The organism is Mycolicibacterium bacteremicum, assembly GCF_002086115.1.
In the GTDB taxonomy this organism is placed as follows: Bacteria; Actinomycetota; Actinomycetes; order Mycobacteriales; family Mycobacteriaceae; genus Mycobacterium; species Mycobacterium bacteremicum.
The window spans coordinates 55,678-78,023 of the sequence record NZ_MVHJ01000017.1; the positions used below are offsets into that span (position 1 = coordinate 55,678).

Annotated in this window: 20 protein-coding genes; 10 read left to right on the forward strand and 10 right to left on the reverse strand. The window is 69.6% G+C overall.

Annotated features, from left to right (window positions below; all coding sequences use genetic code 11):
- The first annotated feature begins 1 nt into the window (after position 1).
- The 3 genes from nuoL to nuoN are packed head-to-tail and all read left to right on the forward strand — an operon-like array spanning position 2 to position 5,021.
- Positions 2-1,891, forward strand: coding sequence for an NADH-quinone oxidoreductase subunit L (gene nuoL, locus BST17_RS19055; protein ID WP_083060469.1), 1,890 nt, complete (start codon positions 2-4; stop codon positions 1,889-1,891).
- Positions 1,888-3,462, forward strand: a complete 1,575-nt coding sequence (locus tag BST17_RS19060; RefSeq protein WP_083060470.1) for an NADH-quinone oxidoreductase subunit M — start codon at positions 1,888-1,890, stop codon at positions 3,460-3,462. Before nuoL ends, BST17_RS19060 begins: the two co-directional genes overlap by 4 nt.
- Positions 3,459-5,021 (forward strand): NADH-quinone oxidoreductase subunit NuoN, encoded by a 1,563-nt coding sequence (gene nuoN, locus BST17_RS19065; protein WP_083060471.1) that lies wholly within the window; start codon positions 3,459-3,461, stop codon positions 5,019-5,021. Before BST17_RS19060 ends, nuoN begins: the two co-directional genes overlap by 4 nt.
- Here the strand turns inward: nuoN and BST17_RS19070 are convergent.
- Positions 5,018-5,914 (reverse strand): alpha/beta hydrolase, encoded by an 897-nt coding sequence (locus BST17_RS19070; protein ID WP_083060472.1) that lies wholly within the window; start codon positions 5,912-5,914, stop codon positions 5,018-5,020. The two genes, nuoN and BST17_RS19070, sit on opposite strands and share 4 nt — an antisense overlap.
- Before the next feature lie 68 nt (positions 5,915-5,982).
- Here BST17_RS19070 and BST17_RS19075 point away from each other — a divergent pair, with 68 nt between their 5' ends.
- On the forward strand, positions 5,983-6,750 hold the full coding sequence (locus tag BST17_RS19075; RefSeq protein WP_083060473.1) for an enoyl-CoA hydratase: 768 nt from the start codon (positions 5,983-5,985) through the stop codon (positions 6,748-6,750).
- Here BST17_RS19075 and BST17_RS19080 read toward each other — a convergent pair.
- A complete protein-coding gene (locus BST17_RS19080) occupies positions 6,747-7,343 on the reverse strand; it encodes a TetR/AcrR family transcriptional regulator (protein WP_083060474.1) in 597 nt (198 codons plus the stop codon). The two genes, BST17_RS19075 and BST17_RS19080, sit on opposite strands and share 4 nt — an antisense overlap.
- A gap of 43 nt (positions 7,344-7,386) precedes the next feature.
- Between BST17_RS19080 and BST17_RS19085 the strand changes: the two genes are divergently transcribed.
- Entirely contained in the window at positions 7,387-8,514 is a 1,128-nt protein-coding gene (locus BST17_RS19085) for a phosphotransferase family protein (protein WP_083060475.1), read from the forward strand.
- Complete coding sequence (locus BST17_RS19090) at positions 8,514-9,653, forward strand: Rv3169 family protein (protein WP_083060476.1); 1,140 nt, start codon at positions 8,514-8,516, stop codon at positions 9,651-9,653. The genes BST17_RS19085 and BST17_RS19090 overlap by 1 nt, the downstream gene beginning before the upstream one ends.
- 7 nt (positions 9,654-9,660) lie before the next feature.
- Here the strand turns inward: BST17_RS19090 and BST17_RS19095 are convergent, their stop codons facing one another.
- On the reverse strand, positions 9,661-10,008 hold the full coding sequence (locus BST17_RS19095) for a DUF4345 family protein (RefSeq protein WP_407937758.1): 348 nt from the start codon (positions 10,006-10,008) through the stop codon (positions 9,661-9,663).
- A gap of 58 nt (positions 10,009-10,066) precedes the next feature.
- On the opposite strand from BST17_RS19095, the gene BST17_RS19100 reads away from it, so the two are divergent.
- On the forward strand, positions 10,067-10,822 hold the full coding sequence (locus BST17_RS19100; protein ID WP_083060502.1) for a helix-turn-helix domain-containing protein: 756 nt from the start codon (positions 10,067-10,069) through the stop codon (positions 10,820-10,822).
- Between the two features lie 75 nt (positions 10,823-10,897).
- Here the strand turns inward: BST17_RS19100 and BST17_RS19105 are convergent, their stop codons facing one another.
- Both BST17_RS19105 and BST17_RS19110 read right to left on the reverse strand, forming a co-directional pair.
- Entirely contained in the window at positions 10,898-12,424 is a 1,527-nt protein-coding gene (locus BST17_RS19105) for a flavin-containing monooxygenase (RefSeq protein WP_083060478.1), read from the reverse strand.
- 47 nt (positions 12,425-12,471) lie between these two features.
- Positions 12,472-13,455 (reverse strand): TIGR03617 family F420-dependent LLM class oxidoreductase, encoded by a 984-nt coding sequence (locus BST17_RS19110; RefSeq protein ID WP_083060503.1) that lies wholly within the window; start codon positions 13,453-13,455, stop codon positions 12,472-12,474.
- Between the two features lie 88 nt (positions 13,456-13,543).
- Between BST17_RS19110 and BST17_RS19115 the strand changes: the two genes are divergently transcribed.
- Positions 13,544-14,878, forward strand: a complete 1,335-nt coding sequence (locus BST17_RS19115; protein WP_083060479.1) for a flavin monoamine oxidase family protein — start codon at positions 13,544-13,546, stop codon at positions 14,876-14,878.
- Here the strand turns inward: BST17_RS19115 and BST17_RS19120 are convergent.
- Positions 14,868-15,791, reverse strand: a complete 924-nt coding sequence (locus BST17_RS19120; protein WP_083060480.1) for an alpha/beta fold hydrolase — start codon at positions 15,789-15,791, stop codon at positions 14,868-14,870. The genes BST17_RS19115 and BST17_RS19120 overlap by 11 nt on opposite strands.
- A 42-nt stretch (positions 15,792-15,833) precedes the next feature.
- Complete coding sequence (locus BST17_RS19125) at positions 15,834-16,913, reverse strand: NAD(P)-dependent alcohol dehydrogenase (RefSeq protein WP_207573675.1); 1,080 nt, start codon at positions 16,911-16,913, stop codon at positions 15,834-15,836.
- A gap of 27 nt (positions 16,914-16,940) precedes the next feature.
- On the opposite strand from BST17_RS19125, the gene BST17_RS19130 reads away from it, so the two are divergent.
- Complete coding sequence (locus BST17_RS19130; protein ID WP_083060482.1) at positions 16,941-17,909, forward strand: NADPH:quinone oxidoreductase family protein; 969 nt, start codon at positions 16,941-16,943, stop codon at positions 17,907-17,909.
- Here the strand turns inward: BST17_RS19130 and BST17_RS19135 are convergent.
- Positions 17,896-19,530, reverse strand: coding sequence for a CocE/NonD family hydrolase (locus BST17_RS19135; protein ID WP_083060483.1), 1,635 nt, complete (start codon positions 19,528-19,530; stop codon positions 17,896-17,898). The two genes, BST17_RS19130 and BST17_RS19135, sit on opposite strands and share 14 nt — an antisense overlap.
- A gap of 72 nt (positions 19,531-19,602) precedes the next feature.
- Between BST17_RS19135 and BST17_RS19140 the strand changes: the two genes are divergently transcribed.
- Positions 19,603-19,932, forward strand: coding sequence for a DUF732 domain-containing protein (locus BST17_RS19140; protein ID WP_165762306.1), 330 nt, complete (start codon positions 19,603-19,605; stop codon positions 19,930-19,932).
- Here the strand turns inward: BST17_RS19140 and mbtM are convergent.
- Positions 19,929-21,497 (reverse strand): long-chain-fatty acid--ACP ligase MbtM, encoded by a 1,569-nt coding sequence (gene mbtM, locus BST17_RS19145; RefSeq protein ID WP_207573676.1) that lies wholly within the window; start codon positions 21,495-21,497, stop codon positions 19,929-19,931. The genes BST17_RS19140 and mbtM overlap by 4 nt on opposite strands.
- Before the next feature lie 178 nt (positions 21,498-21,675).
- Positions 21,676-22,314 (reverse strand): hypothetical protein, encoded by a 639-nt coding sequence (locus tag BST17_RS19150; RefSeq protein ID WP_109750211.1) that lies wholly within the window; start codon positions 22,312-22,314, stop codon positions 21,676-21,678.
- Positions 22,315-22,346: the final 32 nt, after the last annotated feature.

Below are 22,346 nucleotides of genomic sequence, written 5' to 3' on the forward strand. Positions count from 1 at the left end.
CATGGACACGCTGAGCTGGCTGCTGATCGCCCTGCCGCTGGCGGGTTCGGCGGTGCTGCTGCTCGGCGGCCGTGCCACCGACGGGTGGGGGCATCTGCTCGGCTGCGCCACCGCGCTGGGCTCTTTCGCGCTGGGCGTGGTGCTGTTCGCCGACCTGCTGGGCCGGCCCGCCGAAGACCGCGCGGTGACGCAGACGCTGTTCAGCTGGGTGCCGGTCGGGCAGCTGCGGGTCGACTTCGGCCTGCAGGTCGATGCGCTGTCGATCTGCTTCGTCCTGCTGATCACCGGGGTCGGGTCGCTGATCCACCTGTACTCGGTGGGCTACATGCGGGCGGACGCCGGTCGTCGACGTTTTTTTGCCTACCTCAACCTCTTCCTGGCGGCGATGCTGCTGCTGGTGCTCGCCGACAACTTCCTGGGGCTCTACATGGGTTGGGAGGGTGTCGGTCTGGCGTCCTACCTGCTCATCGGCTTCTGGTCGCACAAACCCAGTGCGGCCACGGCGGCCAAGAAGGCGTTCGTCGTCAACCGGGTGGGCGATATCGGCCTGGCCGTCGCGCTGATGGTGATGTTCTCCTCGGCCGGCACCGTCTCCTACGCAGGCGTGTTCGCCGCCGCCCCGCAACTGTCGGAGGGCACGCTCACCGCCATCGGACTGCTACTGCTGCTCGCGGCGTGCGGTAAGTCCGCGCAGGTGCCGCTGCAGTCGTGGCTGGGTGATGCGATGGAGGGCCCCACGCCGGTGTCCGCGCTCATCCACGCCGCCACCATGGTCACCGCCGGGGTCTACCTGATCGTGCGCGCCGGGCCGGTGTTCAACCTGGCACCCGCCGCGCAGGTCGCCGTCACGGTCGTCGGTGCGGTCACGCTGTTGTTCGGCGCGGTGATCGGTTGTGCGAAGGACGATATCAAGAAGGCACTGGCCGCCTCGACGATGAGTCAGATCGGCTACATGGTGCTGGCCGCCGGACTCGGTCCGGTCGGCTACGCAGTGGCCATCATGCATCTGATCACGCACGGGTTCTTCAAGGCCGGGCTGTTCCTCGGAGCAGGTTCGGTGATGCACGGGATGAACGACGAGACCGATATGCGCCGCTTCGGCGGGTTGCGCAAGGTCATGCCGATCACCTTCGTCACCTTCGGCCTGGGCTACCTGGCCATCATCGGGCTGCCCCCGTTCGCCGGGTTCTTCTCCAAGGACGCCATCATCGAAACCGCCTTCGGCGCAGGCGGTGTCAAGGGTGTGTTGTTGGGCGGGGCGGCGCTGCTGGGCGCCGGGATCACGGCGTTCTACATGACCCGGGTGATGTTGATGACGTTCTTCGGCGACAGCCGCTGGCACGACAACACTGCGCACCCACACGAGTCCCCCGCGATCATGACCGCCCCCATGGTCATCCTGGCCCTCGGATCCGTCGGCGCCGGCGCGCTCCTCGCGGTCGGCGGCGGTCTGGCGCACTGGCTGGAACCCGTCGTCAACCCGGGCGGCACCGAGGTGCACCACGTCATCCCGGTGTGGGCGATGACGGCCGTCATCCTGACCGTCGTGGCGATCGGCGTTGTGATCGCCTACCGCATGTACGCCACCCGGCCGATCCCCGAAACCGCACCGGCGGGTTCGGCGTTGACCGTCGCCGCACGCCAGGATCTCTACGGTGACGCCCTCAACGAGCGGGCCCTGATGCGTCCCGGTGCGCAGCTGACCGCCGGGCTGGTCGAGATCGACGACGAGGCCGTCGAGGGCGCCACCCGCGGGCTGGCCGCGCTGATCGCCGGTACCTCGCGGCGGCTGCGGGGCTGGCAGACCGGGTTCGCCCGGTCGTATGCGTTGTCCATGCTGGCCGGCACGGTCCTGGTGATCGGGGCGATTCTGATGGTGAGGGTCTGGTGAACGGGATCGGCTGGCTGACCGCGCTGTGGGCGGTGCCGATGGTGGGCGCGGCGATCGTGATCCTGCTGCCGTCCAAGCTGTTTGCCCGGTGGGCCGCGCTCGCGGTGTCGTTGGCGGTGCTGGCGATCGCGGTGCTGCTGGCCGTCCGCTTCGACCCGGCCGGGGCGCAGTTCCAGTTCGTCGAGGATTACCCGTGGATCCCCAGCTTCGGCACCGGGTACATCCTCGGGCTGGACGGTATCGCGCTGGCGCTGGTGGTGCTGACCGCGGTGCTGGTGCCGTTGCTGATCGTGGCGGGCTGGAACGACGCCCGGGACGACAGCCGGGCGCGGTCCAGTCAGACCTATCTGGCGCTGACGCTCGCCGTCGAGGGCATGGTGCTGATCTCGCTGATGGCACTCGACGTGCTGCTGTTCTACGTGTTCTTCGAAGCGATGCTCATTCCGATGTACTTCCTCATCGGCGGCTTCGGTGGCGCCAACCGGTCCGGATCGGATGTCGCCGCCGGGGCGGCTCCGAAAGCGGCAGTGAAGTTCCTGCTGTACAACCTGTTCGGCGGGCTGATCATGTTGGCCGCGGTGATCGGGCTCTACGTCGTCACCCTCGACGAACTCGGCGGCACCTTCGACTTCCGGGCGATCGTGGCCGCGGTGCAGAGCGGGCAGCTCGCCGTCGACCCGGCGCTGCTCAACGCGCTGTTTTTGGGCTTCATGTTCGCCTTCGCCGTCAAGGCGCCGCTGTGGCCGTTGCACCGCTGGTTGCCCGACGCGGCGGTGGAATCCACCCCGGCCACCGCGGTTCTGATGATGGCCGTGGTCGACAAGGTCGGCACCTTCGGCATGCTGCGGTACTGCCTGCAACTGTTTCCCGACGCCACCAAGACCTTCCAACCGGTGATCATCACGCTGGCCGTCATCGGGATAATCTACGGCGCCATTGTCGCGATCGGTCAGACCGATGTGATGCGGTTGATCGCCTACACGTCCATATCGCATTTCGGTTTCATCATCCTGGGCATCTTCGTGCTGACCAGCCAGGGCCAGTCCGGGTCCACGCTGTACATGGTCAATCACGGCATCTCCACCGCGGCCCTGTTCCTGATCGCGGGATTCCTGGTGTCGCGCAGAGGAACCCGGGTCATCGCCGACTACGGCGGCGTGCAGAAGGTGGCTCCGGTACTGGCCGGCACCTTCCTGGTGGCGGGGCTGGCGACCCTGTCACTACCCGGTCTGGCGCCCTTCATCAGCGAATTCCTGGTGCTGATCGGCACATTCGGCCGCTTCCCGGCGCTGGCGGTGATTGCCGCGCTGGCGTTGGTGTTGTCCGCGATCTACATCCTGTGGGCCTACCAGCGGATGATGACCGGCCCCGTCACCCGCGACAACGAGGGCCTGCGTGACCTGATCCCCCGCGAACTCGTGGTGGTCGCGCCGTTGATCGTGCTGCTGCTGGTTCTCGGCATCTACCCCAAACCGGCGCTCGACGTCATCAACCCCGCGGTCACCCACACGCTGACCACACTGGATGTCGACGATCCCGTCCCGGCGACCGCGGAAGGGGGCGGCCGATGAACGTCGAGGCACCGCACATCGAATACGGGCAGCTGTCACCGCTCCTGATCGTCTTGGGCGTGGCGGTGACCGGCATCCTGGTCGAGGCGTTCGTCCCGCGCCGCCACCGGTACGGCACCCAGCTGGTGCTCGCGCTGGGCGGTCAGGCCGCCGCGCTGGCCGCGGTGGTGTCGGTGTCCGCCGGCCTCGGGCCCTCGCCGGGTAACAGCGCGGCCGTCGGCTCACTCGCGGTGGACCGTCCGGCGCTGTTCCTGCAGGGCCTGCTGCTGGTCATCGGCATCCTCGGTGTGCTGCTGGCTGCCGAGCGGCGCATCCCCGCCTCGTCCGGTGGCGGTCTCGACGGGTTCACCCCGCAGGCCGCCGCGGTGCCGGGCAGTCTGGCCGAGAAGGTCGCCGCGAAAGCCGTTGTGGCGCAGACCGAGATCTTCCCGCTGATGATGCTGGCCCTGGGCGGCATGATGATCTTCGGCGCCGCCGACGATCTGCTGACCATGTTCGTCGCCCTGGAGGTGCTGTCGCTGCCGCTGTACCTGATGTGTGGGCTGGCGCGGCGGCGACGGCTGGTGTCGCAGGAGGCGGCGCTGAAATACTTCCTGCTCGGGGCCTTCGCGTCAGCGTTCTTCCTGTACGGCATCGCGCTGCTGTACGGCTACGCCGGCGGTTTCCGGCTCGACGATATCGCCACCGCGATCGAGCGCGGCGACGGCGGCACGGCGCTGGCGTTGGCCGGGGTCGGCCTGGTGGCGGTGGGCATTCTGTTCAAAGTCGGTGCCGTGCCGTTTCATTCGTGGATTCCCGATGTGTATCAGGGTGCCCCGACGCCGGTGACGGCGTTCATGGCCGCGGCCACCAAGATCGCGGCGTTCGGCGCGATGCTGCGCATCTTCCATGTCGCCCTGCCCGGCCTGGCGGGCGACTGGCGGCCGATGATGTGGATCATCGCCATCGTCACCATGGTGGTCGGCACGCTCACGGCCGTCACACAGAGCGACGTCAAGCGGATGCTGGCCTACTCCGCGGTGGCCCACACCGGTTTCATCCTCACCGGCGTGATCGCCCTCAACGATGCCGGGGTGTCGGCGACGCTGTTCTATCTGTTCGCCTACGGTTTCAGCACGCTGGGGGCGTTCGCGCTGGCCGGCCTGGTCCGCCGCGCCGACGGCGAGGAGGAGACCACGCTGGCGAACTGGGCCGGGCTCGGTCGTCGTCATCCCGTGGTGGGCGTGGTGTTCTCACTGTTCCTGCTGGCCTTCGCCGGTATCCCGCTGACCAGTGGGTTCGTCAGCAAGTTCGCGGTGTTCAAGGCGGCCGCCCAGGGTGGGGCCGGCGCGCTGGTGGTGATCGGCGTCATCGCCAGTGCGGTGGCGGCGTACTTCTATGTGCGGGTGATCGTGCTGATGTTCTTCACCGATCCGCCCGCGGACGCGCCCGAGGTGGTGACGCCGAGCGCGCTGACCATGGGCGCGGTGACGCTGACCGCGGCCGTCACCTTCGCCCTCGGCGCGCTGCCGCAACCGCTGCTGGACCTCGTCAACGACGCGCAACAGTTCGTGCGTTAGGCCACCGCGTCGCGTACCCGGCCGGCGATCAGTTCGTACATCCCGCGGGTCACCTCGGTGGCGTCGCTCATGATGTTGTAGCCGTGATCGACATCGGGGACCTCGACGTAGTCGACGAGGGCGCCGACGGTGTCCAGGCTCTTGGCGTACGCCGCCGCCTCGTCGCGCAACCGGTCGTACTCGCAGGCGATGATCAGGCCGGGTGCGATACCGGCGATGTCGTCGGCGTTGTCGCCCCAGGCCGGGGAGGCCAGCGGATCGCGGCGGCGTTGCCGATCGGGGATATAGGCGGTGTCGAAGACCTCGCCCATCCAGGGTTTCATGATGGCCTGCGCACCCCGCGGTGACCGCTTCTGCCCGGTGGCGGTGACCAGGTCCAGCGGCGCATAGTGCAGCACCTGCAAGGCGATCGGCGGGCCGCCGCGGGTCAGGCTCAGCCGCGACACCGCCGCGGACAGGTTGCCGCCGGCACTCTGGCCGCCCACGCACAGCCGGGCGCCGGGCCAGTCCCGCTCGGCGGACCCGGCCCAGGCGACGACGTCGTAGAGCTGCTCGACGGCGGTCGGGAACCGGTGCTCGGGGGCCAGCAGATAGTCGGCGTTGACCACCACGACGTTGGCGCGGGCGGCCAGGAACCGGCACCACGGATCGTCCTGCTCGCGGTGCCCGACCACGAATCCGCCGCCGTGGATGTTGACGTACACCCCGTCCGGGACACCGTCGGGACGGTAGACCGTGGCGGCGGTGTCGCCGTGCCGGGTCGGGATGCGCACCTGCGTGGTGTCGGCGGTGATATCGGCGAACCGCACCCCCGGTTTCGGGGCGGGGTTGACGAACCGGGAGAACAACCGGGCCAAGGTGTCGGCGATGACGGGAGTCGACAACAAGGACACGACGGGGCAACCTCCGAAAATGAGGGAAATCGGGTGTACCCCTCGACCATACGCATAGGTTCGAGCGCATGAGCCTGTTGCTGATCTCCGACCACGGCGCGGTGCGGCTGCTGACGCTGAACCGGCCGCAGGCCCGAAATGCGCTCAGCCGCGACTTGATCCGGGAGTTCCATGACGCGCTGAAGTCGGCCGATGCCGACGACTCGGTGCGCGCGGTAGTGATCACCGGCACCGATCCGGCGTTCTGCGCCGGGGTGGATCTCAAGGAGGCCGCGCGCGACGGGCTGAGCTATTTCGAGGAGTTCCGCTCGCACAGTTGTATCACCGCGGTCCGGGAGATGCGCACGCCGATCATCGGCGCGGTGAACGGGCCGGCGTTCACCGGCGGGCTGGAGATCGCCCTCGGGTGCGATTTCCTGGTGGCTTCCGACCGCGCGGTGTTCGCCGATACGCATGCGCGCGTGGGTATCCTGCCCGGCGGCGGGATGACTGCGCGGCTGCCGCAGGTGGTGGGGTTGGCGATGGCCCGCCGGATGTCGATGACTGGTGAGGTCGTCACCGCCGAGCGGGCCGAGCGGATCGGCCTGGTGACCGAGGTCGTCGCCCACGACCGGCTACTGCCGCGGGCACTGGACCTGGCCGGGCAGATCGCCGAGGTGCCGGGCCCGACGATGCTCGCACTCAAACAGATCTACACCGAGGGTGCCGCGGCGGTGATCGACCCGGCGCTGGACGCCGAGGCCCGTATCGCCTTTGCCCAGGATCGAGATTTCGACGGGCTCGGCGAGCAGTTCCGCGCGGTGAGCGCGCGCAACAAGAGCCAGATGCCGCGTTAGCGCATGACGCCGTGCACGACGATGGCCGTCGTCTGCTCCACCCACTCGTCGTCGAGCTCTTGACCCGGGGTGAGCAGCATCCGCAGCAGCGTCGCCCCGCCGATCAGCTCGATGAGCCGTTGCGGGTCGACGCCGGTGTGCACCTCGCCGCGCTCGATCGCGTGCTCCAGCCGCAGCCGGACCACCTCGAACAGGCCGGTGAACCGGTTCAGCACCCGGTCGTTGAGGTCGGGGTCGGCGGCCATGTCGGCGATCAGCCCGGGCAGCGCGGCCCGCACCACCGGACTGGTGAACACGGCACCGGCGGCGGCGATCATGGCGCGCACATCGGAGGCGATATCCCCCTCGGGCATGCTCAGCGCGGTCGGCGCGGTGGGGAACGCCGCCTCGTGTACCAGTTCGGCCTTGCTCGACCAGCGCCGGTACAACGCGGTCTTGGTGGTGCCTGCGCGTTCGGCGACGGCGGCCATGGTGAGATTCGAATAGCCGATCTGGACAAGGAGTTCCACGGTCGCGGCCAGAATGGCCGCGTCGATGCGGGGATCGCGCGGCCGGCCGGCGCCCTTGTCAACCGGGGGCAAGTCTGCTTTCATAACGCTACCCACCGTATCGTAATTCGGGCCGGAAGGATGCACCGTGGCGAACGAACCGGCTGTCGAGGACGTCAGCCGCCTCCAGCGCTCCAATCGGGATACCAGCACCCTGCCACAGGTGCTGTCGCAGTGGCTGGCCACCGTGCAGCCGGACCGACCGGCACCCCAGGTCACCGTCGAGAGCGGGGTGGACGCCAACGGCATGTCCTCGGAGACCATCCTGCTCACCGCCCACTGGGCCGACGGCGACGCGCAGCGCCTGGTCGCCCGCGTCGCACCGACGCAGGCCGACGTCCCGGTGTTCTCCTCCTACCGACTGGACCATCAGTTCGAGCTCATGCGACTCATCGCCGAACTGACCGACGTCCCGGTGCCGACGGTGCGCTGGATCGACACCGGCGGCGAGGTACTGGGGACGCCATTCTTCGTCATGGACCGCGTCGCGGGCGACGTGCCCCCCGATGTCATGCCCTACACCTTCGGCGGCAATTGGTTCGCCGACGCCACCCCGGCCCAGCAGCGGCAACTGCAGGATTCCACCGTCGAGGTGCTGGCGAAGCTGCATACGATTCCCGATGCAGCCCAACGATTCGCCTTCCTCACCGAGGCCGACCCGCCCGGTGACACCCCGCTGCGCCGCCATTTCGGGTGGCTGCGGCAATGGTATGAGTTCGCGGTGCCCGACATCGGCCGCTCGGCACTGGTCGACGAGGCGCTGACCTGGCTGGCGGACCACTTCCCCACCGAGGTCGCCGCCGGTACCCCGGTGCTGGTGTGGGGCGATTCCCGCATCGGCAACGTCCTCTATGACGACTTCCGGCCCGCCGCGGTGCTCGACTGGGAGATGGCCACCGTCGGACCACGCGAGCTCGACGTGGCGTGGATCATCTTCGCGCACATGGTGTTCCAGGAACTCGCCGGCCTGGCCGGCCTGCCCGGGCTGCCCGGGGTGTTGCGCGAGGATGATGTCCGCGCCAGCTACGAGCGACTCACCGGCGTCACCCTCGGCGAACTGCGCTGGTTCTACATCTACTCCGGGGTGATCTGGTGCTGCGTGTTCATGCGCACCTCCGCCCGCCGGGTGCACTTCGGCGAGATGGACCAACCAGAGGATGTGGAATCCACGTTCTACCACGCATCCCTGCTACGACGACTGCTGGAGGAGCGCTGATGCTCGGTCCGATGGACGAATACCCGATCCACCAGGTCCCGCAACCGATCGCCTGGCCGGGATCCTCGGACCGCAACTTCTATGACCGGTCCTACTTCAACGCCCACGACCGGACCGGCGACATCTTCATCATCAGCGGTATCGGCTACTACCCCAACCTCGGGGTCAAGGACGCCTTCCTGCTGGTGTCCCGGCGCGGAGGCGGCAGATTCGGCAGCGGCGGCGACACCCAGACCGCGGTGCACCTGTCCGACGCCATCGACCAGGATCGGCTCAACCAGCACGTGCTCGGCTATCGCGTCGACGTCCAGGACCCCCTGCACCGGTTGCGCATCACCCTCGATGAGACCGAGGGTATCGCCGCCGACCTGACCTGGAACGGACTCTGCGATGTCGTACAGGAGCAACCGCACCTGATGCGCCAGGGCAACCGGGTGACCCTGGACGCGCAACGCTTCGCCCAGTTGGGTTTTTGGAGCGGATATCTGGAGATCGACGGCGAGCGCATCCCGGTCGATCCGGACACCTGGATCGGGTCGCGGGACCGGTCCTGGGGCATCCGGCCGGTCGGCGAGGCCGAGCCCGCGGGCCGGCCGGCGGACCCGCCGTTCGAAGGCATGTGGTGGCTGTATGTGCCGATCGCCTTCGACGATTTCTCGATCGTCATCATCATCCAGGAGGCGCCCGACGGGTTCCGCTCGCTCAACGACTGCACCCGTATCTGGAAGGACGGCCGGGTCGAGCAACTCGGCTGGCCGCGGGTCAAGATCCACTACCGGTCGGGCACCCGCATCCCCACCGGCGCCACCATCGAGGCGACCGCTCTGGACGGCTCGCCGGTGCACTTCGAGGTGGAATCCAAACTCCCCGTTCCCATTCACGTCGGCGGCGGGTACGGCGGCGACTCCGACTGGATCCACGGCATGTGGAAGGGTGCGAAGTTCACCGAGCGACGCACCTATGACATGACCGACCCGGCGATCATCGGCCGGTCCGGGTTCGGGGTCATCGACCATGTCGGGCGCGCGGTGTGCACCGAGGGTTCGGTGACCTCGGAGGGCTGGGGGCTGTTCGAGCACGGGGCGCTGGGCCGCCACGACCCGTCCGGGTTCGCCGACTGGCTCACCGTCGCGCCGTAGCCACGCCTCAGAACGCCGCCCAGCACAGTGCGGCGGCGGCCACCGCCTCGACCAGGCAGTAGAACCAGTTGGGGTAGAACGACGTCCGGTCCCCCAATACCCCGGAGATGGCGCGGCCCAACGCCATCCCGGCCAGCGCCACCCCGACCGTCAGCACGATGCCGGTGCCGATGCCGGCCGGCGCCGCCAGTGCGTAGCCCAGCACCCCGGCCATCGCGATACCAAAACCGCCGTAGACGGCCCGCACCTCGGCGCGTTCGGTGTCCGATGCCACCGCGAAACCGAAGGGGCGCAACATCGCCGCGGGCGCGGCCAGGGCGTAGAGCCCCATGCCGGCGAAGAACACGGCGACCATCACGATGATTGCGCCTGCCACGGTAACCTCCTTGTCAACGGTGTTCGAGGAGTCCAGCATGTCAGCGCCCGAGGTGACCGCGCTTCCACAAACCTGCTATCCGGCGGTGTGGATCTGGCCGGGCCAGGCCCTGTACTCCGGCCCCGCACTGGGCCTGGAGCCGCACTCCGGGTCGGCGTGGTGTCTGGCGGTCGGGGTCGACGCTCCGCTGACCGTCGACGTCGAGGGTGAGCGCATCACCGCCCGCACCGCCCTGATCCCGCCGCGGCTGACCCATCACCTCGTCATGCCCGGACCGCTGGTGTCCTGCTATCTGGATCCGGCGTCGCAGCGAAGCAGGGCGTGCCGCAACCAGTTCGACGATATCCGGCACGGTATCGGTGTCGGGCATGCCGCCGAGCACCGGCTGCTCCGCCCGCCGCGTGACGATGACGATGCGCTGCGCTGGTTGGACGCCGCCGCACCGTCGGAGCTGCACCGGGCGGATCCACGGATCCAGTTGGCGGCCAAGCAGATCCGCGACGACCCGGCGGGCGCACCGTCGGCGGCCGAACTCGCCGCCGACGCCGGCCTGTCCGAATCCCGGTTCCTGCATCTGTTCACCGCCGAAGTCGGTACCAGCCTGCGCCGCTACCGGCTGTGGTGCCGGCTGATGCGCGCCGGCGCCGAACTGGCGGCGGGCGCAAACCTCACCACCGCGGCCGCCGAGGCGGGCTTCGCCAGCCCCTCCCATCTGTCCGACCGGTTCAAGACCACGTTCGGGCTCTCGGCGACCCAGTTGCTCGCGACGGGGCTGGCCGTCCGGCTGCCGTGAGCGTGCGCAAAGTTGTGCGCGATGTCGGCGTGTCGGGGAGCAGACACGCACGCTCGCCGGGAAGTGGGGGACGCGTCAGGCGCTGACTTCGGCGGGTGAGGCGGGCGCGGCGGGCGCAGCGCTGCGGCCGGTCTGCACCCGCCCGAACGTCATCGACTCCTCGATCCGGTCGAACCGGTGCTCGAAAGCGTCCAGGGCGTAGTTGTGCCGGACCTTCCAGGGCCGGCGGGTGCCCGACTTGGGCAGCGCATGCAGGGCACGTTTGACGTAGCCGGCATCCAGGTCGAACGTCGGCTTCTCCGGCATGGCCTGCGAGCCAAGGTGCGGGTAGGCATGGGTGTAGCCGTGCGATTCCATGTAGGCCAGCAGTTTGGCCACCGCGCGGGCGGTCATGTCGGCACGCAACGTCCACGACGCGTTGGTGTAGCCGATGCACCACGCCATGTTCGGGACGTCCTCCAGCAGATACTCCTTGTAGACGAACCGGTCGGTCGGATCGACCGGTTCGCCGTCGACGTGGATCTCGATGCCGCCGAGGGCCTGCAGCTGCAGACCGGTGGCGGTGACGATGATGTCGGCGTCGATCCGCTGCCCGGACTGCAGCACGATGCCGTCGGCGTCCATGTGATCGATGTGGTCGGTGACCACCTCCGCGCGGCCGGCGCTGATGTCTTCGAACAGGTCGCCGTCGAGCACCAGACACATCCGCTGATCCCACGGGTTGTAGCGCGGCTTGAAGTGCACATCGACCGGATAGCCGGCCGGCAGCGCGCTGATGGTGGCGTACCGGATCAACTTGCGTCCGGCGTTGGGCAGGGTGCGGAAGAAGACGTAGTACAGGTAGTGCAGCCACGCGTTGCGGAAGCGCACCACCTGATGGGAGATCCGGCGCGGCAGCACCTTCCGGACCGCCTCGGTGGGCTTGGGCACCGCGGGCATCGACATCATGTAGGTCGGTGAGCGCTGCAGCATGGTCACATGGGCGGCCGTCTCGGCCAGCGCGGGCACCAGGCTGATCGCGGTCGCGCCACTGCCGATCACCACGACCCGCTTGCCGGTGTAATCGAGGTCCTCGGGCCAGAACTGCGGGTGCACCACGGTGCCCGCGAAGTTCTCGATACCCGGGAACTGCGGCGTGTAGGGCTCGTCGTAGTTGTAGTAGCCGGTTCCGAAGAACACGAACCGGGCGCGGTGGGTGACCTGCGCGCCGTCGGTCTCGGCGTGCACCGTCCACGTGTCGGTGGCCGAGTCCCAGTCCACCGACGACACCGTGGTGCCGAATCGGATGTGCCGGTCGATACCGTATTTGCGGGCCGTGGCCACCAAATAGTCGCGGATGTCGGCGCCCTCGGCGACATGCGCGCGACCGGTCCACGGCTCGTAGGGGAAGCTCAGTGTGAAGATGTCACTGTCCGAGCGAATCCCGGGATAGCGGAACAGATCCCAGGTGCCACCGATCCGTTCCCGCCGTTCCAGGATGGTGTAGGACGCCCGCGGGTTGCGTTCGGTGATGCGATAGGCGGCGTTGATCCCGGAGATGCCCGCCCCGATGATCAGGACGTCGCTGAACTCGGGTTCGGCAGCCTCGTCGTGCTCGGCCATCGGACAACCTCCTCGTGGTCCTGTCCCGTACCAACCACCATAGGACCTCAGGTGCGCAATGCGTCAACGATCTGGGCCAGAGAATCCGCGTCGATGGGTCCGGGCTGGTAGATGCAGATGCGGTCGGAGATGCCGTCCACCCGGTCGCGGATGTGCGCGGCGATCTGGGCCGGGGTGCCACAGGCGGCGATCGTGTGCAGCACGTCGTCGTCGATCAACGCCCCCATCTCGGACCATTTGCCCTGCTTGGACAGCGCGTTGAGCTCGGGCTGCAGCTCCCCCCACCCGTGCACGTCGAGCACCGGCCGGTAGGCCGGGGTCGACCCGTAGAACGCCAGCAGCTGGCGGGTGGCCCGATGGTCGGGATTGGTATCGGAGCTCACCGAGACGATGATCTCCGGGACGATCGCCAGATCGGAGCGCTGCCGGCCGGCGGCCGCCAGCCCCTCGTCGACCGCGGCCATGGTGACCTCGTGCAGGAACTTCTTGTTGCCGAACGGCATCACCAGCAGCCCGTCGGCGTGCTGCGCGGTGGCCTTGGTCAACCGCGGCCCCAGCGCGCCGACGTAGATCGGCGGCGGCCCGTACGGGTTGTCGCGCGGGGTGAACGTCGGCGTCATCAGGGTGTGCCGGTAGAACTCGCCGCGGAAGTCCAGCCGCTCCCCCGTCGACCAGGTGGCGAAGATGGCGCGCAGCGCGCCGACCAGTTCGGTCATCCGCGCCACCGGCTTGTCGAAGTCGGCACCGAAGCGCTTCTCGATCTGGGTGCGGATCTGGGTGCCCAGGCCCAGCGTGAACCGACCCCCGGTCAGGATCTGATGGTCGATGGCCTGATGGGCAAGATGAATCGGATTGCGCGGGAACGCAATCGCGACATTGGTCATCAGGTCGAGGCCACCGACGGTCGAGGCCAGCGTCAGCGGGGTGAACACATCGTGCGGCCCCTCGAAGGTGAAGACACCGCTGGCGCCGGCTTCTCGCAGTTCCTCGGCCCGCTCGACTGCCCCCAACGGTCCGTACAGCGCGGTCATCACCTTCACAGCCGGTCACCCTAGTGTCATCCACGCCGGAAAACGGGCATATGCCCACGACAGTTCGTCCAGACGGCACACTGGACACGTGACCGATGTGATCGTGGTGGGGGCCGGATTCGCGGGACTGGCGACGGCACGTGAACTGAGCAGGCGTGGGCACGATGTGCTGGTGCTGGAGGGCCGCGACCGGGTGGGCGGCCGGTCCCACACCGCGACGGTGGCCGGTGTCCCGGTCGATCTGGGCGCCACCTTCGTCGGTCCCACCCAGGACGCCGTGCTGGGGCTGGCCGCCGAGCTGGGCTGTGACACCGCGCCGACCTACAGTCGCGGCAAGAACCTCATCCACTGGCACGGCAAGGTGCGCTCCTATCGCAGCACCATCCCCAAGCTCTCGCTGATCGAGTTGCTCGACGTCTCCCGCATCCAGTGGCGTTTCGACCGGTTGTCACGGCTGATACCGGTCACCGACACCTGGGCGGCACCGGCGGCCGCGCGGTTGGACCAGAAGAGCCTGGAAGGCTGGCTGCGCGCCGTGCACGCCAGTGCCTCGACCCGCAATCTGATGGCGATCATGGCGCGGGTCACCTGGGGGTGCGAGCCCGACGAGGTGTCCATGCTGCACGCGGTGCGCTACGTCAAGGCCGCCGGCGGGCTCGGCCGGATGCTCGACGTCAAGGGCGGCGCTCAGCAGGACCGCTTCCCGGCAGGCACCCAGCAGATCGCCCAACGGATGGCCGCCGAGCTCGGCGATGCGGTGCGCACCGGCGCTCCGGTGCACCGGATCACCCGCACCGACAACGGATATGCGGTCGAATCGGGTGCCGGTGTGCACACCGCGACCGCGGTGGTCATCGCCATCCCGCCCGCGCACCGCGGCGCCATCACCTTCGAGCCGGCGCTGCCCGCCGGCCATGCCGAGCTGATCCCGAACTGGCCGCAGGGCAACCTGAGCAAGGCGTACGCCGCCTACGACCGACCGTTCTGGCGGGCCGGCGGCTGCTCGGGCGAGTCGCTGTCCGACGACGGGCCGGTGTTCATCACCTTCGACGTCAGCCCCGGCGATGACGGGCCGGGTGTGCTGCTGGGGTTCGCCGCGTCGCGGACCTTCGATGTGCTGTCCCCCGCCGACCGCCGCGAGCAGGCGCTGCGCTGTTTCACCACGCTGTTCGGCGAAGCGGCGAGCCGGCCCATCGATTATCTCGACCACTGTTGGAGCGCAGAGCCTTTCGCGCCCGGCGGTCCCACCGCGGCGGTCCCGCCCGGATCGTGGACCGCGCACGGCGCCCACCTGCGGGCCCCGGTGGGGGGCATTTTTTGGGCCGGCACCGAGACCGCCGATCAGTGGACCGGCTTCCTGGACGGCGCGGTGCGCTCCGGTCGGCGCGCCGCGGCCGAGGCGAGCGCCTACCTCACGAGCTGAGGCGATGGCCGGCCACCGAACCGGCCAACCCGCGCAACCGCTGATTCACCTCGTCGGGGCATTCCAGGATGGCGCAGTGCCCGCCGGCCAGTTCGACGAACCCGGCGAGGTTGGGGGCGTGATCGGCAATGTGCCGGGAGGCGTTGATGGGCAGCAACCGGTCCCCGGTGCTGCCGATCACCAGTGTCGGGACCGACAGGTTGGTCAATGAGATGTGCTGAGCGCCAAGCCCATCGACCAGTACCCGGGCCCATCCGCCACGCCCGGCCGGCGGTGTCGTGGCGAACAGCCGGTACACCAACTCGCTCACCTCGGCATCGGCGTCGGCGCCGACGGCGAGATAGCCGACGAAGCGCCTGTTGGCCCGGTCGGCCAGCTTGGGTACCCGGGTGGCCCCGAAGGTCTTGAGCAGCGAGCCCGCGGTGCGCACGCGGGTCGCGGCCAGCGCGGCGGGCACCCGGGCCAGCTGGACATCGCGCAGCAGGTCACCGGTGCTGGTGTTGATCAACGCGACGGCGTCGGCGCAGCGGGCCACCCGGCGCGGATAGCGCTGCGACCACGAGGTGATCGCGATACCGCCCATCGAGTGACCGGCGATCACCGCGCGCTCACCGGGTGCCAGCGTCGCGTCGAGCACCGCATCCAGGTCGGCGGCCAGGTGGTTGAGGCTGTAGCCGGTGCGGCGTCGCGGCGTCTCGCTGCGGCCGTGGCCGCGATGGTCGTAGGCGATGACCCGGTAGTCACCGGCCAGGTCGGCGATCTGGTGCGCCCACACCTCGATCGCGCAGGTGATGCCGTGGGCCAGCACGATCGGGTAACCGTCCGCGGGCCCGAAGACCTGGGCGTGCAGGCGGGTGCCGTCGGTCGAGTGCACCTCGACGGGGCGTCCCTGGGGAATCGCGGGCAGCGTCACAGCGGGCTCCAATCATCGGCGTCGTTGCCTGGAACGGGGAGCTTAACCCGCCGTCAGCAGGACCGGCTTGATCACGGAGCCGGATTTCGCTGCCGCCCAGGCCCGCTCGAAGTCGTCGAACGCGAAGGTGCGGACCAGCCGATCCAACGGCAGCGTGCCGTCGCGGTGGTACTGCGCCAGCTGCGGGATGAACACCTGCGGGTCGCTGTCCCCCTCCACGACACCGCGCACCGTCAGGCCCTTGGCCATGATCAGCGTCACCGGCAGTTCCGCGGTCGGCGCGCCCAGCCCGACCAGGGCCAGGGTGCCGCGCGAGGCGAGCACGCCGACCGCCGAGGCGATCACATCGGGCCGGGCGGTGGTGTCCACCGCACCGGCCACTCCCCCGGTCAGCGCCATGATCTCGGCGGCGGCGTCGGCGACGGTCGGGTCGATGGTGGCGGTGGCGCCGAATTCGGCGGCCAGTGCCCGCCGCTCGGCGATGGGGTCGACGGCGATGATCGTCTCGGCGCCGGCCAGGCGGGCGCCCATCACGGCCGACAGGCCGACGGCACCGGCGCCGAAGACGGCGATGCTCGGGGCCGGGCCGATCACGTTGAGCACGGCGCCGACGCCGGTCTGCACGCTGCAGCCCAGCGGCGCGGCCAGCGCGGGATCGATGCCGGCGGGCAACGCGACGGCGTTGCGACTGCCGGCGATGGCATGCGTCGCGAAGCTGGACTGGCCGAAGAACCCGCCGGTGATGGGCGCCCCCGCCAGGCGCAGCGCGCTGGTCTCGTCGCGGCGACCGCCGCGCATGTTGAGATTGGTCGACTGGTCGCAGTAGGCGGGCCGGTCGGTGGCGCAGTTGGCGCACGATCCGCAGCTGGCGAAGGTGAGCACCACCTGGTCCCCGGCCCGGTGCGTGGCCGCCGGTCCGGCCGCGACCACGGTGCCCGCGCCCTCGTGTCCGAACACCATCGGTGTCTTGGCGACGATGGCGGCCATCGTGATGTCGGTGTGGCAGATGCCGACGGCGTCGATGCGCACCAGCACCTCGTCGGCGATCGGATCACGCAATTCGACGTCGGTGAGCTGCGGGTCCTGCCCGGCTTCCAGGAGTACCGCGGCACGTGCCTTCATCACTTGACGCATGTTAAATGGTGAGTCATGCGCGCAATACAGATACCCCGACTGGACGGGCCCGAGGCCGCCGAGCTGGTGGACATCGACGAACCGGGCACCGACGGTGTGGTGATCGACGTGCATGCCGCGGGGGTCGCGTTCCCCGATGCGCTACAGACCCGCGGGCTCTACCAGCACAAGGCGCCGCTGCCCTACATCCCGGGTGCGGAGGTCGCCGGCGTGGTGCGCAGCGCCCCCGACCGCTCCGGGTTCACCGCCGGTGACCGGGTGGCCGGACTGTGCATGCTGACCGGCGGGATGGCCGAGGTGGTGACGCTGCCGCCGGACCGGGTTTTCGCACTGCCCGACAGTGTGTCCTTCGAGGCCGGGGCAGGCATCCTGTTCAACGATCTGACGGTGCATTGTGCGCTGCGGACCCGCGGCCGGCTGGCCGAGGGCGAGACCGTGCTGGTGCACGGCGCCGCCGGCGGTATCGGCACCTCGGCGCTGCGACTGGCCCCGGCCTTCGGCGCGGGACGCACCATCGCGGTGGTGAGCACCGAGGCCAAGGGCGAGATCGCCCGCGCCGCTGGGGCCACCGATGTCGTGTTGGCCGACGGCTTCAAGGACAGCGTCAAGGAGCTGACCGAGGGCCGCGGCGTCGACGTCGTGCTCGACCCCGTCGGCGGGGACCGGTTCACCGATTCGCTGCGCTCGCTGGCGCCCGCGGGTCGACTGCTGGTGGTCGGCTTCACCGGCGGTGACATCCCCACGGTGAGGGTGAACCGGTTGCTGCTCAACAATGTCGACGCGATCGGCGTCGGGTGGGGCGCCTGGGCGGCCACCCATCCCGGTTACCTGGCGGAGCAGTGGACCGAACTGCAGCCGTTGTTGGCCTCCGGGGCGATCAGTGCCCCCGAGCCGGTCGTGTATCCGTTCGACGAGGCCGGCGCGGCGATCGCTTCGTTGGAGAACCGCACGGCCGTCGGCAAGGTCGTGCTCAGGGTCCGCTGACGACCGGCAGGATCAATCGGGATTGCGGCCCGACCTCGTGGGTGGTGCGCACCAACCGCGTTGCCGTCCATACCGGTTCGCCGGTGCCCGGGTTGCGCGCGTAGCGCGGGTAGGACCCACCGGCGATGGACACCCGGATCCGGGACCCGGCCGCGAAGCGGTGCGCGATCGGGTCGAGATGCAGGCGCAGCGGTCCGTCGTCGGCGGGTGTGCGGCTGACATAGCCGTCGCTGACATTGCGGGACCGGCCGTCGGCGCCGACCTCGCTGATCCGCACCGCGACATCACACCAGCCGGTGTCGGTGCGGTGCGCCAGCTCGACCCGCGGGACGCCGATCACCTCCAGTGGACCCCGCAGAACCGTTCCGGTGAACGTGATGACGTCGTCGCGGGCGGCCGATGCCGAGTCGTCGGTGTAGCCGCGGGGCGCGAACAGCAGCCGGCCACCGATGGTCGGGGTGGGATCGGCGGGGTCGTAGACGAACCGGGCCGCCGGCCCGGGCACCGGGTCGGCGGTCAGCGCGGCACGCGGCGAGAGATGCAGGGTGCGGTCCTGTGCTGCCGGCGGCCACACCGGCAGGTCGCGCCATCCCGGCGCCGCGCGATCGGCCGGGCCGGCGCCGTCGCCGGTGACGAACACCCGGACCCCACGTGGCCGGTGACCGGCCAACCACCGCAACGACTCTCGCAGCACATCGCCGCCGCCGTCACCGTGCGTCCACGGCCCGACCAGCAGGGTCGGCTCGGCGCCACCGTCGCGCAACGCCCGGTACTGGTCGAAGGTCTGGGTGAGGAAGACGTCCTGCCAGCCGGTGACCAGCAGCACCGGTGTACGGGTGCGTTCCAGGGCTCGACCGAGCCGGCTGGGTTGCCAGTACGGATGCGTGACGTCGGGGGTGCTCAGCCACGACTCGTGCCACGGGGCGCGGCCCTTGAGGATCTTCGCGCCGGCCTCGCGCAGCGGCACCGTCTGCAGCGGACGACGCAGCCGGCGCGGCATCGTCGTCATCCGCAGGACGGTGCGCAGGGTGCCGCCGTCCTCCTGGGTGGCCACCTGGTAGCTCCAGGACAGGAAGTCGGCCAACGCGAACGCACCGGTGCTCCAGCCGGATTCGGCGAAGTCGTGCGGCGCCATCCCGATCACCGAGGTATCCAGCTCCGGTGGCGGGTCGGCCAACAGCGCCCACTGGGTGAAACCCAGGTAGGACGAGCCGACGGTGGCCAGATGTCCGTCGAACCAGGGCTGGGTGCGCAGCCAGACCACCGTGTCGGCGGCGTCCTCGGCCTCGGCGTGTCCGGGGTGGAACTGCCCCCCGGAGCCGAAAGTGCCCCGCACGCTCTGCATCACGACCCGGTGGCCGCGCTCGGCGTAGACCGCGGCGGTCACCGCGGCGGGCAGGTTGGTGCGACCGTACGGGGTGCGGATCAGCACCGTGCCCACCGGTTCGGCATCCGGGGTGAAGACATCGGTGAGCAGGTGCACACCGTCGCGCATCGCGACCGCGATATCGCGGTCCACCCGGTACCCGGTGCTCGCCGGCGGCAACTGCCAGCGCATGCCGGTGGCGTGGGTGGCCAGCCGGACGAGCGGGCCGGGTCGGATCTGTCGCGTGGTGGCCATCACCGGTCATTGTGTCCGAATCGACGCCGTAATCGCACACCCGCGCCCGCTTCGATGGCTACCGTCGAAGGTATGCCCAGCTGTCTGTTCCGTCCGGTGCTCGCCTCCTGCGTGGTCGGGGCGGCGGCACTGCTGGGCGCACCGACCGCGGCCGCCGACGAGCGCACCGAGACCGCCTATCTGAATGCGCTGCGCACCGCCGGCATCGTCCCGGGCTTCTACACCCCGGGCGCCGCCATCGCGAGCGCCCAGAAGCTGTGCGCCACAATGGATGGCGGTGTCGATCAGCTCGACGTCGTCGACGTCGTGATCGACGGCGACCGCGTTCCGGAAGACGTCGCGACGTTCGTGGTCGGCACGGCGACCATCGCGTTCTGCCCGTGGAACTCGATGAACGGTTAGCCGGCGCCGACCTCGAGACCGCGTTTGACCTCCAGTCGGCGCAGCTTGCCCGACGAGGTGCGCGGCAGCGTGCCCGGCTTGACGAACACCACATCGGCGGGCACCACCCCGCACCCCGACGCCACCTCCCGCATCAGTTCCGCACGGGCACCCGCCTCATCGGGTCCGCGGAACTCGGCGGTGACGACCAGTCCGGGACGCACCGACCCCTCGCCGATACCGACCGCCACCACGGCGCCTTCGCGCACACCGGCCACCCGGGCGGCGATCCGCTCGACCTCGGCCGGGAAGATGTTGCGGCCGGCCACCGTGATGATCTCCTTGGCGCGGCCGCAGACGACCAAGTCTCCGTCGACCAGATAACCGAGATCGCCGGTGCGGAACCAGTCCTCGGCGCCGCGCGGGCGCTCGCCGAGGTAACCCGACATCATCGACGTCCCACGGATGGCGACCTCGCCGATCTCGCGATCGGAGACCTCGGTCGCGCCGCCGTCATACGGCTCGATGCGCACCTGCATGCCGTCGATCGGCACGCCGAGCACGGCGTGCCTGCGGGGCGCGCTGCCCTCGGCGGTGATGAACGTGGTCTCGTCGATGCGCAGCCCGTCGCCGGGCACGGGAACCGTCACCGCGCAGGTGGATTCGGCCAGCCCGTAGGACGGCGACAGGGCACCCGCCGAGAATCCGAAACGCGCCATTTCGACGGCGAACCGCTCGGTGAGTTCGCAGTCGATGGGCTCACCGCCGTTGAGGGCGAAGCGCAGCGCCGCCAGGTCGACATCGCTGACGCGGCGCGAGTACTTGCCGATCATGCCGTAGGCCATGTTCGGTGCCGCGGTGATCGTGGCGCGGCTGTCGGACAGCCAGTTCAGCCACCGGAACGGGGAGGCCTGGAACGCCGCGGTCGGGGCCTGCCACAGCTCGGTCCCGCCAAGGGCGCCCGCCAGCAGGAAACTCAGACCCATATCGTGATAGAGCGGCAGCCAGGAGCAGCCGACATCGCCGGAACGCACCCCGATGCGATTGTTCAGACCGCTCAGGTTGGCCAACACCGAGGCCGGCGGCAACGCCACCGTCTTCGGTGTGCCGGTCGATCCGGCGGTCCCCTGCAGGATCGCCGCCGGGGCGTCCACGTCGGCCGGCCGCAGACCGGAGGATCGTTGCGGAAACGCCAGCTCCGTGAGCTCGGCGATGGCCGGCCCCTCGTCGGCGGTGCGAATCCGGTCCAGGTAGTCGCCCTGGCTGGCGACGAGTTGGACGTCGATGCCGCGGAACCGGGCCTGGGTCGCGCGGGCCCACTGCGTGATATCGGCCCCGCGGACGGGGCCGGGCAGGATCGAGACGGCGGCTCCGGCGTAGAACGCGCCGATGACGGTGGCGATCAGTTCGGCGGTGGGGGCACCGACCAGGCCGATGCGAGCGATCTCCTGGTCGCGCAGTCGTTCGGCGGCGTTCTCGGCCCGGGCATGGATCTCCTGCCACGGGTGGCGGGTCCACGTCGAGTCGGCGAGCAGGACCAGATCGCGGTCACTGGCGGTCAGGGTTGCGGCCAGGGCCGAGGCCAGCGTGTTCGTCATCGGCACTCATCCATGGCTGAAAACTATATGACCTTTGCTCTGAACGGGCCCCTACGCTGACGCCGGTGACAATTCACACGTCGATGCGGTGGTCGCGGCCACATCATCGACATGTCCGAAAGATGAATCCACACTGCACAAGTCGCTGAGCGGGCACTCAGCAAGCTCAGCCAGGGGGCTGGACCGGGGCGGGTGCCCCCGGTGGCGGGGGCGGCGGCGCCGGCTGATCACCGTCGGGGTTGCACAGCTCGTCGAGTTTGGTGTTCTCGGTGTCGGCATCCTGTAGGCGCTGTGTCTGGGCGGGGTCACTGGTCGGGATCTCGGCGATGGCCGCCGCGCCCACATCCATCAGCGTGTTGCCGAAATTACGCGCCGCCTCGGCGAGTTCGTCGGGGGTGGCGGGATCGACACGGTTGAGCAGTAGCTGCCCGCCGCCGAGCAGCGCCAGTCGGGCGTTGGCGGCGACGGCGATGGCCGCGCCGAAGTCGGCCTGACCCTGCTGGGGCTGCAGCGCACTGCTGTTGGCGACGCCGACGCTGACGAGCGCGAAGGCGTCACACACCTTGGCCTCGGCCTGGTCGCGCTCCTCCTGGCTGAAGTCCTCGGGCGGCTGAGCGGCGGCCGGGGTGTCCGGCCCGGCGTTGACCGGGTTGCGCCACATGTACGCCGACGCACCGAGGGTGGCGATGGCCACCAGCATCGCGATCACGGCGATGACCGCCGGACTGCGCGACGATTTCCCCTCGTCGTCGGCGGCCGTATCGACCTCGGTGTCGTCGACCTCGGGTTCGTTATCGTCGGGCACGCCGGCAATCGTAGCAACGCCGGGTCCGCCGG